This is a genomic window from Sphingomonas sp., from assembly GCA_019635535.1.
Classification (GTDB): domain Bacteria; phylum Pseudomonadota; class Alphaproteobacteria; order Sphingomonadales; family Sphingomonadaceae; genus Allosphingosinicella.
This window is the reverse complement of the sequence record JAHBZH010000001.1, coordinates 826,535-838,855: the sequence shown is the minus strand read 5'-3', so window position 1 is coordinate 838,855 and position 12,321 is coordinate 826,535. Positions and strand designations below refer to the sequence as shown.

Here is a 12,321-nt window from a genome sequence, read left to right as displayed (position 1 = left end):
CATGCGTTTCCGGAACCGCTTCATGCTCGGCCTGCTGTGGCGGCTGGCGCTGCTGCTGATCGCGGCCTTCGCCTTCGTCGCGGCGCTGGCGCGGCCCGACCTCGGCGCCGCCAAGGTCGTCGCCGGCCTGTTCGTCGCGGGCGCGGCGGCGATGCTGTGGCGGCATGTCCAGCGCACGAACATGGAGCTGGCGCGCTTCATCGACGCGGTGAAGTTCGGCGATTTCAGCCAGAGCTTCGCCCATCGCGGCGACGGCAGCGGCTTTTCCGAGCTGGGCGGGGTGCTCGACGAGGCGCTGAAGCGGCTGCGCGACGACAAGCACAAGCTGATCGACGCCAACCGCTTCTACGAGGCGGTGCTGGACGATGCGCCGACCGCGCTGCTGACGGTGGACGGCGACGGCAAGGTCGAGCTCGCCAACAAGGCGGCGCGCCGGCTGCTGATCCGCCACAAAGGCGTCCGGATCGAGGATTTCCGCGAATATGGCGAGGCCTTCGCCGACGCGCTTGCGGGCGGCGCGGTCAAGCGCCCGCGCCTCGTGCCGCTGCTCAGCGACGGCGTGCCGCAGACGATGCTGGTGAGCGCGGCGGTGGTGCACCGGCTGGGCGGGCTGGTTCGCGTGGTCGCGGTGCAGCCGATCCAGGGCGAGCTGAACGCGATCGAGATCGCCGCGCAGAGCGACCTCATCCGGGTGCTCACGCACGAAATCATGAATTCGATGACCCCGGTCACCAGCCTGGCGCACAGCGCGGCGGGGCTGATGCGGAGCGTCGACAGGGGCGGCAACGCCGACATCGCCGACGCGCGCGCCGCGGTCGAGACGCTGGCGCGGCGGGCGGACGGCGTGATGAGCTTCGTCGAAAGCTATCGCCAGATCAGCCGCGCGCCGGAAGTGCGCCGCCGCGAGATCGACATCCTTGCCTGGGCCGGGGAACTCGACGCCCTGTTCCGCGCCGCCGACGGGACGGAGAGCATCGCGTTCGAGGCAAGGGTGGAGGCGGCGATGCCGCCGCTCGACGCCGATCCGGACCTGATGAGCCAGGTGCTGATCAACCTGCTGCGCAATGCCGCCGACGCGGCGCGCAGCCATGGAGCGAGCCCGCGCGTCACCCTCAGCTTCGCGCGCACCGGATCGGGCCGGACGCGGATCGAGGTGGAGGACAACGGCCCCGGCGTGCCGGAGGGGCTCAAGCAGGACATCTTCCTGCCCTTCTTCACCACCAAGACGAAAGGGACGGGCGTGGGGCTGAGCCTCGCGCGGCAGATCGTGCTCGCCCATCGCGGCTCGATCACTATCGACAGCGGCGCCGAGGGCGGCGCGCTGTTCAGGATCGTGATCTAGGCGACCGCCAGCCGCTGCGCGATGCGGTCCGCCTGAACGCGGATGTCCGGCACGGCGACGGTTTCCCAGAATGTTCCGCGCGTCACCGGGCCGATCACTGAGAGACGGCCCGACACGCGCCCGTCCACACCGATCGCCGCGCAGGCGGGATCGACGTCGAGTCCGATGCACAGCGGATCGAGCCGCAACCGGCCCGCAGCGAGCAACGCGGTGAGCAACGGATCGCCGGACCGGGAAATGTCCATTTCCGGCCCGGTGCAGTTGATCAGGCGCGCGACGCGCAGATGCGCCACCTCCCCGCTCCCGCGCGGGCGATAGACGACGATTGCCGCGTCGTCGCCCGCCTTCGCCGAGGCGATCTTGCCGGCGATCGCGGTCAGGCGCCCGGCGGCCTGCATCGCCGCGATCGTCGCGCCGATCTCCGGCGCGATCCGGTGGCGGTGCACGTCCCACCAGGGGCGAAGGTGACGCAGAAAACGGCGCCGCTCGGCGAGGCTTGCCGCCATCCACAGCTTTTGCGTGACCGGGCGCAGCGCATGCACCGCGCCGCGCCAGCCAAGCTCACGCCCTCGCGCGCGGATATGGCGAAGCAAGGCGGTGCAGCCTGTCGGCAGACCGGTCGCGGCGTCGACATGCTCCTCATGCGCCCCGTGCGGGCGGGGCAGGAGGCCGCGCCTGGACAAGGCGACGATCCGGCCGCCGAAGCCCGCCGTTTCCAGCGTCATCGCGACATCGACCGCCGTCAGCCCGGTGCCGACCAGCAGGATCGTGTCGTCGCCGCCGAGCCCGGCGAGCATGTCGCCCGCCCAGGGATCGCCGACCCAGAACGCCCCGAGGGAGGCGGGATCGATGCCGGGTGGGGTCGCGGGCGGGAAATTGCCCGGGGCGAGGATGACAGCGTCGGCGGCGATCGTCCGGCCGTCCGCCAGATGGACGGTTTCGCCGGGCGTGACATCCACCGCCTCGCCGTGCACGATTTCCAGCGGATCGCCGGCCTCGCCGACCAGCCCGGCCAGATATTCGCCATAGGCCATGCGCGGCGCAAAGCCCTCCTCATCCCCGCCGCGCGCCTCGAACCAGCGGGCGAAATGGCCCGGATCGTCGACGAAGGGCGACATGCGCCGGGCATGGACGTTGAGCAGATGTTCGCCCCGCACCGTCGAATAGGCGACGCCCCGGCCCGGCGCGCGGGCGCGCTCGACCAGGGTGACGCGGCCGATGCCGGCCTTCAAGAGATGCAGCGCCTGGATCGCGCCCGAGGCGCCGGCGCCGATCACGGCGACATGGGCTGCGCTCATGCGGTCTCCCGCTCCACCGGCGGATCGATCGCGACCGGATCGGCGAGACTGAGCCCGTCGAGAATGCGCGCGGTTTCGTCACGGACGCGCAGCATGGCGCGGTGCAGCCGGCATTTGTCTTCCGAAATGCAGTTCTTGCACTTCTCATAGGCCAGCCGGCTGGCGCAGGGCAGCAGGCCGATCGAGCCGCGTGTCAGCCGGACGATCTCGCCATAGCTGATCTCCTCCGGCGGGCGGGCGAGCCAATAGCCGCCCTCGCGCCCGCGCATCGTCTCGACCAGGCCGGCGCGGCGCATCTGGGAGAGGATCACAGTCAGGAATTTGGGCGGCAGATTCTGCGCGGCCGCGATCTCGCCGAGCTGGACCGGCCCCTCGCCATAGCGGTCGGCAAGATGGAGCAGCGCCCGGATTGTGTACCGCGTCCGTTGAGAAAGCATGGGGCCCAGATGGACCCGAAGGCGGCGGATGACAACGGCCCACCGCCCGAAGCGGTCAATTGATGTCCCGATTGTGGCCCGATTGCCCGTGCTGGCGCCAGTTCGAGATCGCGCGCAAGCTCATCATTGCCAGCCGGATCTCCTGGAGGAACAATATGAGGCCGGCGATCAGCAGCCCCATGGCGACGATGAACAGGGTGGCGATGATCCGCGCCGCGCCCGCCCGCGTCGGCTCGGCCAGGAACAGGACGGCGACGACGACGCAGACGAACAGGGCGCTGGCCGTGCAGCAGATGATCGCCAGATTCGCCGCCTTGATCCGCCGGGCCAGCAGGCGCAGCTCCAGCTCCGCTTCCTCGCGCTCCACCGGATCGAGCGAGGAGGAAGCGGCATTGATGCTGCGCGCGCGATCGACGACCCTGGCGAGGCGGCTGGCCAGCACGTTCAGGATCGCGCCGACGCCGGCGAGCAGGAAGACGGGCGCGACCGCGAGCTGGATCTGCGAGGCGATGGCGGACACCGCCGGATCGTGCAGGACGGGATCGGTCATGGCGCCTCCGGCCGTTCCAATGGGGCGCGACGGGTCCGGATGAAATCGCAGACGCCGCGATATTCGCCTCCATCCTCGCACCGCACGAGGCGGAAAGGCGACCCGTCCCATTTCGCATTGGCCAGCATCATCATGATGCCAGCCTATCGCGCTTTGGCACCTTGCGGAAGCGCCGGCGGCGGCATTGCCCGCTTGGGATCGCATCGCTAGATGCGGGGACGAGCCCCAAGGGAGACACTGATGGTAATGGCCCTGTTCGGCGTCGCGGACCTGCTGCTGCGCGTGCTGATGTATATCATAATCGCCCAGGCGATCCTGTCCTGGCTCGTCGCGTTCAACGTGATCAACACCTATAACGACTTCGTGCGTTCCTTCCTGGGCGCGCTCGACCGGATCACCGAGCCGCTCTACCGGCCGGTCCGCAAGATCCTGCCCGATTTCGGCGGGCTCGATTTCTCGCCTATTGTCGTGCTGCTGCTGATCTATGTGCTGCGCATCCTCCTCGCCGGGGTGGAGGCCGACATGATGCTGGCGGGCTGACCACGTGACAGCCGCAACCATCGACGGGAAGGCCTTTGCCGCAGGGCTGCGTGCGCGGGTCGGTATCGCGGCGGCGGCCTTTGCCGCGCGCGCCGGCCGGCCGGCCGGTCTTGCCGTCGTCCTGGTCGGCGAGGATCCGGCGAGCCAGGTCTATGTCCGCTCCAAGGGCAAGGCGACTTTGGCGGCCAATATGGCGAGCTTCGAGCACAGGCTGCCCGCCGAGACCGGCCAGGACGATTTGCTGGCGCTGGTCGCGCGGCTCAATGCCGACGATGCGGTGGACGGCATCCTCGTCCAGTTGCCCCTGCCCGCCCAGATCGACGAGAAGGCGGTGCTCGACGCGATCGACCCGGCCAAGGACGTGGACGGATTCCATGTCCTCAATGCCGGGCGGCTGGCGGTGGGTGAGGAGGCGCTGGTGCCGTGCACGCCGCTGGGCTGCCTGATGCTGCTCAAGGACCGGCTGGGCGATCTGTCAGGCCTCGAGGCGGTGGTGATCGGCCGCTCCAACATCGTCGGCAAGCCGATGGCGCAGCTGCTGCTCGGGGAAAGCTGCACCGTCACGATCGCCCACAGCCGCACCCGCGATCTGCCCGGTGTCGTGCGTCGCGCCGACATCGTCGTCGCGGCGGTGGGCCGGCCGGAGATGGTGACGGGCGACTGGCTGAAGTCGGGCGCGACCGTGATCGATGTCGGCATCAACCGGATCGACGCGGGCGAAGGCAGGACGCGGCTGATCGGCGACGTGGATTTCGCCAGCGCCGCCGAGGTCGCGGGCGCGATCACGCCGGTACCGGGCGGGGTCGGGCCGATGACGATCGCCGTGCTGCTGCGCAACACCCTGGTCGCGGCCCACGCGCGGGCCGGGCTGCCGGCCCCGGAGGGACTGTGACCGAGCTCTTCATCTCCGCCTTCGTCACTTTCTTCGTGGTGATCGATCCGCCGGGCTGCGCGCCGATCTTCGCCAGCCTGACGACCGAGGCCGAAGCCCGGCAGCGCCGCGCGATGGCGATCCGCGCCGTGCTGGTCGCGACCGGTATCCTGGTCTTCTTCGGCCTGCTCGGCGAGGATCTGCTGCGCGTGCTGGGCATCAGCCTCGACGCCTTCCGCATCGCGGGCGGCATCATGCTGTTCCTGATCGCGATCGACATGGTGTTCGAGAAGCGCACCGAACGGCGCGAGAACCGCGCGCAGGAGGTGAGCGCCAGCGAGGTGAACGACGTCTCCGTCTTCCCGATGGCGATCCCGATGATCGCCGGGCCGGGCTCGATCGCGTCCATCATGCTGCTGATGGCGCGCACCGAGGGGACGGCGCAGTCGCTGGTCGTGTTCGGCGCGCTGGCCGCGACCTTGCTGCTGACCCTGGTCGCCCTGCTCGCCGCCGGGCCGCTGATGCGGCGGCTGGGCCACAAGATGGAGGCGATGATCACCCGGCTGCTCGGCGTCATCCTCGCCGCGCTCGCCACCCAGTTCGTGCTGGACGGGATCGAGCGCAGCTTCAGTTTGTGACGCGCCACATTTTGTAGGGCGAGTTTTCGGGTAACGGCACGGGAATGAGCCAGCCCGGCGCCTCTCCGCGCGCCAGCCGGGCGTAGAAGCCCGCCGGCGCTTCGGCGCGATAGACCGTCGATTCGGACAGATTGGGACAGATCAGGACATAATCGACGCGGTAGCGCTCGATCGTCGCGCGGGCATTGGCATCGTCGCCGCGCCAGGCGCGCATCACATCGATGATCGCCCGGGAATTGCGGTGATAGGGGCCGGCGAGCGCGTCGTGGTGGGTGACGGCGATGAGCCGGGGGCCGAGATCGACGAAGGTGAGGACGATGCCTCTGGGTTGGCGCCCCACCGGCGCCAGCGCCGCGAGCGTCGGGCAGCGCGCATTGGCGAGGTTCACGCTGCGGCGATAGTCCGTGACCTCGCGCGGGAAGAATTCGGTCAGCGCGCCGGTGGCAAGGCCCGAAATGACTAAGAACGCGGCGACGATGCCGGCCACGCGCACGAGGATCGATTTCTGCCCGTGCAGCCAGGCGAGCAATGCCCAGGCCAAGGCCGTCGCGCCCGGGATGGAGAGGAGCTGCGCCGCCGGGCCGGCGCGGGTCTGCCACATCAGCAAAGCGGCGGCGAGCAGGGCTGGCGCGGCCAGCGCTGCCCAGGGGATGAGCCGCACCGCATCGCCGCGGTGCCGCCAGAGCATCAGCGCATAGCCGGCGAGGCCGGCGATCACCGGGGTCAAGATGAGCGCCGCGGTCTGCGCGCCGTGACGATAGACCGGCATCGCCTCGCGCACCCGGTTGAGCCACAATTCGTCCAGCTCCGGCGGCGTGCGCTCGAGCCGGCCGAGGCATTGCGGCCAGAAGAACGCGAAGGCGGCGGCGAGCGCGATGCCGCCCAGCGCCGCCACGCCCAGTCGCGCGATCCGCGAGCCGGGGTTGAGCATGGCGAGCAGGACCGCCAGCGCGCCGGCCGCGCTCATCGTCGACAGCCAGACCGGTGAGAGCGCGTCGCAGACCGGCGCGCGGTTCGCCTCCGAGGCGAAGAGGAGGAAACCGAGCGCGCAGCCGCCCGCCAGCGTCACGCCATAAGCGGCCAGCCGCCGCGCCTCGGCACCGTCCCACACCCAGCGCAGCCCGGTCGCGCCGCCAGCGAGCGCGAGATAGAGTAGCATTTCCAACCCGATCGTCAGCGATGCGGCGGTCGCCGCGCCGAGGATCGCGCCGCCGCGCGCGCGCTTCGGATCGGTCAGCGCCATCAGCGCCAGCGCCAGCATGGCGAGCTGCCAGCCATGATGATCGATCCGGAGCGGCACCCACATGCCGCGCGCCGAGCCGGCGCAGATCAGCAGACCCGCCGCGACCAGGAAGGCCCAGGGCGCGACCAGGCGCCGCGCCACCACGCCGAGCGCCGCCAGCGCGACCAGCATCGGCAGCATCGGCGCGACCGCGACGGCGATCAGTTCCGCAGCCCGTCCGCCAAACAGCGGCGCGAAGGCGAGCTTCAACCCCGCGATCGGCAGGTCGACGAGGCGCGACCAGTGAATATCCGCGCCGGCGGGCGGGGCCAGCCGATATTGGCGCAGATCGTACCAGCCCTGCCCTTCGATGAGGCCCCGCACCTGCATCATGCGCAGATTGTCGTCCGTGTCGCTGAGCGCGAAGCCCTGGATCGATGCCCAGCGCGATACGACGAAATAGCCGGCCACGGCCAACCAGAAGAGCAGCAGCCACCAGCGCCAGTGCTTCTCCAGCCGGTTCAGCGCATCCAAAGCCAAGCCCCTTTTCAAGCCCTTGCGACGGCATTAGTCCCTCGCGGGCAAAGGGCAAGCGCCCGGGAACAGGAGCGGCCGGATATGGGGCGCGGCGGCGGATTCGCCGAAATCGTCGGACAGCTTTTCCGCTTCGGCCTGGTCGGCGGCTTCGTCACCGGGCTTTACGCGCTCGTCTATTCGCCGCTCGCCGGGCTCGGCATCGTCTCGCCGCAGATCGCCAATCTCGCCGGCTATTTCGTCGCGATGGTCACCGGCTATGTGCTGCACAGCCGCTGGAGCTTCCGGGGCCACGGCACGCGCGACAACACGGCCAGGACGACGAGCCGCTTCTTCATCGTGTCGCTGGTCAGCCTCGGCCTCAACGCACTGTTCGTGTTCCTCCTCACGGCGCCGAACATGCTGGCCGGGCCGTGGTGGTGGCCGCTTATCCCGATCCTGTTCGTCACGCCGCTGGTGACGTTCACCCTGAATCGCCAGTGGGTGTTCGGCTGATGGAACGTATCGTCTATGACCGGATGGCCGAGCTGGACGAGCGGCACTGGTGGTATCGCGCCCGGCGCGACATCCTGGCCGATCTGATCGGGCGCGGGATCGCGCTTCCGGACCCGGCGCGCATCCTGGAGATCGGCTGCGGCACCGGGCACAATCTGGCGATGCTCGGTCGCTTCGGGAGGGTCGATGCGATCGAGATCGACGGCGCGGCGCGCGACATTGCCAGCCGACGGCTCGGTCGGACGGTGATGAACGCGCCCTTGCCGCAGCTGACCGGCGTCGATGACAGCGCCTACGACCTGATCGCGATCCTCGACGTGCTGGAGCATGTCGAGGCGGACGAGGCGGCGCTGACCGGCATGGCGGCGAAGCTGAAATCGGGCGGGCATATCCTGATCACCGTACCGGCCCATCCCTGGATGTGGAGCGCACACGACGTGGTGAACCACCACAAGCGTCGCTACACCAAGGCGAGCCTGCGCGACGTGATCGCGCGCGCCGGCCTGACGATCGAGCTGATGAGCTATTTCAACAGCCTGCTCTTCCCGCTCGCCGCCGCCGCGCGCGTCGCGGGACGCCTGACCGGCAAGGAGGACAGCGACGACAAGCTGCCGCCGCGCCCGGTCAATGCGCTGTTCGAGAAACTGTTCGGCCTGGAGCGCTATGTCCTCGGCCGCCTGCCTTTTCCGCCGGGGGTCTCGCTGGTCGCGATCGTCTCGCGGCGCTGAGCGACATGGCCGAGCCGGCGCGGCCCTTCGCCGGCCGCGCCCGCGATTTCGGACACGATGTAGAGTGGGCGGCGCTTCGCCTCGATATACAGCCGGCCGAGATATTCGCCGATCATGCCGAGCACGAACATCTGGACCGCGCCCAGCACGACGACGACCAGCATCAGCGAGGTCCAGCCCTGGATCGCCCGGCCGGTGAGGAAGGCGACGCCGATATAGAGGACAAGCAGCAGCGAAGCCGCGACCAGGGCGAGGCCGATATGGCTGGCGAAGCGGAGCGGGGCGGTCGAGAAGCCGGTGACCGCGTCGGTGGCGAGGCGCAGCATCTTGCGCAGCGGATAATTGGTCTCGCCCGCCAGCCGCTCGGCCCGGTCGTAGGCGATGGGCACCTGGCGGAAACCGACCCAGGCGACCATGCCGCGGATGAAGCGCGCCTGCTCCGGCAGGCTGAGCAGCGCATCGAGCGCGCGGCGGCTCATCAGCCGGAAATCGCCGGTGTCGAGCGGGATCTCGATGTCGGCGAGCTTGGAGAGCAGGCGGTAGAAGACCTTGGCGGTGCCGCGCTTGAACGCCGTCTCGCCGGCGCGCGCTCGGCGCACTGCATAAACCACGTCCGCCTGCTCGGCCTCCAGCTTCGCGAGCATGTCGCCGAGCAGCTCGGGCGGATCCTGAAGGTCCGCGTCGATGATCAGGATGCGTTCCCCCGCGCACAGGTCGAGCCCGGCGGTGAGCGCGAGCTGGTGACCGTGATTGCGCGACAGATTGACCGCGACCAGGCGGGGATCGGACGCGGCCAGCTCCCGCATGATCTCCCATGTCCGGTCGCGCGAGCCGTCATCGACCAGCACGATCTCGTAGCCCTCGCCGACTGCCGCCTTCGCCGCGGCGGTCAGGCGGCGGTGCAGCTCGGCGAGGCACGCCTCCTCGTTGTAGCAGGGAACCACGATCGACAGCGGCACGGGCATGGACGATCCTTCGCACAACGGGCCATCAGGAGAGCGGCCCGGCCACCCTATAGAGGACGCTGCGCCCGTCGCGCCAGACGGGGACGAGGCCTTCGGTGAATTCCTCGTCATAAGGCGGCGGATCGATCAGCCAGACATAGTCGAAGGCATGGCGCGGGAAGGTCGCCAGCGCCGCGTCGATCGTCCGCCAGACCTCGCTGCGGCAGTGCATGTGGGTGACGACCTGGCTGGGATCGCGGATAAACGGCCAGCCCGGCGCGTAGCGCACCTCGAGAAGCTGGGCGCCCTCCATCGTCCACTGATCGTTGGAGAAAGCCTCGCGCCGCACGATCGCCAGGCCGGGCAGATGCAGCAGCCGGGACATGGCCCAGGGTTCGCGGCAGAAGCGCCCGACGAAGCTGACCATGCGCGCGCCGTGCGGAACATGATCGAGCGCCGCCAGCTCTCGATCGAAGGACCGGTCGTAGAGCCAGGTGCTGATCGTGGTGCCGCCGGTCCGCGCCAGGACGAAGGCCAGGCCCGCGACTGCCACGGCCCGCATCAGCCAGCGGCTCGCGCCCTCGTTGAAACGGATCGCGACCAGCGCGATCGCGAACAGATAGGGCGCGAGGCGCATGTCGGCATAGGCCGATCCGAAGACGATGCGCGGCAGCAGGATGTAGACCGCGATCAGGAACAGCGCCGAAGCGAACAGGTTGCGGGAATAGACGACGCGGCGGAAGAAGGGCGCGGCGGCGATGACCAGAGTCGCGAGGCCAAGCGCGGCGAGATCGAACCACTCCCAGCGATCGCGCAGCGCCATGACCAGCCAGTCCCACTTGCGGTCCCAGTTGAACCAGTCCCCGGTCTGCCCGGCGGAGTCGCTGCGCCACAACAGCATCAGCGCCACCGGCGGCACCAGCGACAGGCAGTGCAGGCCGGCGCGGAAGCCCGCCGCGAAGACGTTGCGGCCGCTGTCATATTGCCGGACGAGCTCGGCCGAGAAGGCGAGCAGGCCGAGCGTGCCCCAGCCGAAGGCGTGGACCACCCACAAGGCCAGCGAGATCGGCACGAACAGCATTGCCCTCAGGGCGAACCGCCCCTGCCGCGCCAGCCGCAGCCAGAAGGCGAAGGCGATGAGCGCAAGCGCCATCGCCAGCGCGAAATTCACGAAGCCGAAGAAGAGCGGGAAATTGTAGGCGAAGGGCAGGGCAAACAAGGTGGTCGGCTGGATTCGCCCATGGACCTCATTGGCGACCCAGAGCAGCCCCCCCACGGTGAGCGGCGGGATGGAAAGCACGATCAGCTTCACCGCCGCCTCGAGCCCGATCAGCGGCGCGAGCAGCTCGATCAGCAGATCCACGCCCAGATTGGCGATCAGCCGCCATTCGAAGGTATAGAATTGCTGGAGCGCGGCCGAGGATTCGAGCCCGAGCTGGACCTGGTAGCGCCCCATATGGCCGGGCAGATCGAGCAGCGGCGGCACGTCCGGCCACAGCAGCGGCAGGGCCGCGAGCAGCACCATCGCCAGCGCGAAATCGCGGCGTTCCCAAAAGGCGCGGGGCGTGCCGGGCGGCGGTGGCTGGGAAGGCTGCATATACTCGCGCTCGGAAACAGACGAGCGCGATGACTCCCGTCAATCGGGCCAAACTGCAACAGGAAAGTCGCGCGGGCGCAATTCTCAGCCGGCGACCATCGCCGGTGCGCGCCGCTCCGTCCTGCCCGCATAATAGGCCAGCAGGAGCCGATGGAAGACCAGCGCCGCCGCCGCGCCGACGACGCCGTCCACGGCATAGTGCCAGCCCAGCGCGATGGAGAGCAGGAAGGTCAACAGCCCCGCAAGCGCCATCGGCACGATCAGCTTCGGCAGGAAGGCGCGCGTGACGATGATCATCCAGGCGACCGTCGCGATGTGCAGCGAGGGCATCGCGGAAATGCCGGCTCCGGGACCGAAACCCTCGCCCGCATAGGTCGTCCAGAGATAGGTCGCGACCTGGCCGGTCTCGGACACCGCCTCGAGCCCGGCAAACCGATCGCCAAGGCCGAGCTGCGCATAGAAAATCGGCCCTGCGGCGGGTAGCAGCGCGTGGATCACCGGGCCCGCCACCGACCAGAGCAGGAAATAGGTGGTCATCGCGGCGGACTTTTCCGCAGAGGGCCGCGCGGCCAGCACGGCGATCAAGGTCAGGATCATCATCGCGAACCAGCCCCGATGATAGAAAATCGCCATCGGCGTCGAGTTCAGCCAGGTGAGCAGCCGCCACGGATCGGTGCCGAGAAACAAGGCCCTGTCGATGTCCGCCAGCATCGGATCGGCCCAGAAGGGAACGAGGTAATTGAGCAGCGGCTTGGTCCACATGAACGTCGTCATGTTGAGACCGGCAAGGAAGATGCCGAAACCGAAGACCAGCATTGCGCGCCATTCACGCGCCGCGAAACCGCGGATATGCGCGACAGGGCTGGGAACGCCCGCGATCATCATCGCGGCGACGAAATAGAAACCGGACAGAATCGCCGCCGTCAGCACCCATAGCGGCAGCAGCCCGATCGCGGGCAGAATCCCGGAATAGCTCGGAATCAGCGCGATCGCGAACAGCCCGAGGGCAGCGGTCAAGGCGATGCTCGGCACAAGCCAATCGCGATCCGACATGAATCCCCCTGCGCTGTTGCCGCGCCGGGACATTGACGACTTTGCGCTCAAGAAATGGTTAACGGCGCGGTA

Annotated in this window: 13 protein-coding genes; 6 read left to right on the top strand and 7 right to left on the bottom strand. The window is 69.0% G+C overall.

All coding sequences use genetic code 11. The features are described 5' to 3' along the window. Nucleotide 1: 1 nt before the first annotated feature. A complete protein-coding gene (locus KF780_04310; GenBank protein ID MBX3561019.1) occupies nucleotides 2-1,342 on the top strand; it encodes a PAS domain-containing protein in 1,341 nt (446 codons plus the stop codon). Here KF780_04310 and KF780_04305 read toward each other — a convergent pair. The 3 genes from KF780_04305 to KF780_04295 are packed head-to-tail and all read right to left on the bottom strand — an operon-like array spanning nucleotide 1,339 to nucleotide 3,627. Further along, nucleotides 1,339-2,640, bottom strand: coding sequence for an FAD/NAD(P)-binding protein (locus KF780_04305; protein ID MBX3561018.1), 1,302 nt, complete (start codon nucleotides 2,638-2,640; stop codon nucleotides 1,339-1,341). The two genes, KF780_04310 and KF780_04305, sit on opposite strands and share 4 nt — an antisense overlap. Then, the gene (locus KF780_04300; GenBank protein ID MBX3561017.1) at nucleotides 2,637-3,077 is read right to left on the bottom strand and encodes an Rrf2 family transcriptional regulator; all 441 of its coding nucleotides are present in this window, start codon (nucleotides 3,075-3,077) and stop codon (nucleotides 2,637-2,639) included. Before KF780_04300 ends, KF780_04305 begins: the two co-directional genes overlap by 4 nt. A gap of 55 nt (nucleotides 3,078-3,132) precedes the next feature. Beyond that, entirely contained in the window at nucleotides 3,133-3,627 is a 495-nt protein-coding gene (locus KF780_04295; protein MBX3561016.1) for a DUF2721 domain-containing protein, read from the bottom strand. A gap of 240 nt (nucleotides 3,628-3,867) precedes the next feature. On the opposite strand from KF780_04295, the gene KF780_04290 reads away from it, so the two are divergent. The 3 genes from KF780_04290 to KF780_04280 are packed head-to-tail and all read left to right on the top strand — an operon-like array spanning nucleotide 3,868 to nucleotide 5,676. After that, nucleotides 3,868-4,167 (top strand): YggT family protein, encoded by a 300-nt coding sequence (locus KF780_04290; protein ID MBX3561015.1) that lies wholly within the window; start codon nucleotides 3,868-3,870, stop codon nucleotides 4,165-4,167. Between the two features lie 4 nt (nucleotides 4,168-4,171). Further along, nucleotides 4,172-5,059 carry a bifunctional methylenetetrahydrofolate dehydrogenase/methenyltetrahydrofolate cyclohydrolase FolD gene (gene folD, locus KF780_04285; GenBank protein ID MBX3561014.1) on the top strand — a complete coding sequence of 296 codons (888 nt, stop codon included), beginning with the start codon at nucleotides 4,172-4,174 and terminating at the stop codon, nucleotides 5,057-5,059. After that, nucleotides 5,056-5,676 (top strand): NAAT family transporter, encoded by a 621-nt coding sequence (locus KF780_04280; GenBank protein MBX3561013.1) that lies wholly within the window; start codon nucleotides 5,056-5,058, stop codon nucleotides 5,674-5,676. The genes folD and KF780_04280 overlap by 4 nt, the downstream gene beginning before the upstream one ends. On the opposite strand, the gene KF780_04275 is transcribed toward KF780_04280, so the two are convergent. Further along, on the bottom strand, nucleotides 5,666-7,438 hold the full coding sequence (locus KF780_04275) for an AcrB/AcrD/AcrF family protein (GenBank protein ID MBX3561012.1): 1,773 nt from the start codon (nucleotides 7,436-7,438) through the stop codon (nucleotides 5,666-5,668). The two genes, KF780_04280 and KF780_04275, sit on opposite strands and share 11 nt — an antisense overlap. 78 nt (nucleotides 7,439-7,516) lie before the next feature. Here KF780_04275 and KF780_04270 point away from each other — a divergent pair, with 78 nt between their 5' ends. Next, nucleotides 7,517-7,927, top strand: coding sequence for a GtrA family protein (locus tag KF780_04270; GenBank protein MBX3561011.1), 411 nt, complete (start codon nucleotides 7,517-7,519; stop codon nucleotides 7,925-7,927). Further along, nucleotides 7,927-8,655, top strand: a complete 729-nt coding sequence (locus KF780_04265; GenBank protein ID MBX3561010.1) for a class I SAM-dependent methyltransferase — start codon at nucleotides 7,927-7,929, stop codon at nucleotides 8,653-8,655. Before KF780_04270 ends, KF780_04265 begins: the two co-directional genes overlap by 1 nt. On the opposite strand, the gene KF780_04260 is transcribed toward KF780_04265, so the two are convergent. The 3 genes from KF780_04260 to KF780_04250 all read right to left on the bottom strand — a co-directional run bounded on the left by KF780_04260 (nucleotide 8,589) and on the right by KF780_04250 (nucleotide 12,249). Further along, the gene (locus KF780_04260) at nucleotides 8,589-9,620 is read right to left on the bottom strand and encodes a glycosyltransferase family 2 protein (protein MBX3561009.1); all 1,032 of its coding nucleotides are present in this window, start codon (nucleotides 9,618-9,620) and stop codon (nucleotides 8,589-8,591) included. The genes KF780_04265 and KF780_04260 overlap by 67 nt on opposite strands. 25 nt (nucleotides 9,621-9,645) lie before the next feature. Then, entirely contained in the window at nucleotides 9,646-11,196 is a 1,551-nt protein-coding gene (locus KF780_04255) for a hypothetical protein (GenBank protein ID MBX3561008.1), read from the bottom strand. 84 nt (nucleotides 11,197-11,280) lie between these two features. Continuing rightward, a complete protein-coding gene (locus KF780_04250; protein ID MBX3561007.1) occupies nucleotides 11,281-12,249 on the bottom strand; it encodes a phosphatase PAP2 family protein in 969 nt (322 codons plus the stop codon). Nucleotides 12,250-12,321: the final 72 nt, after the last annotated feature.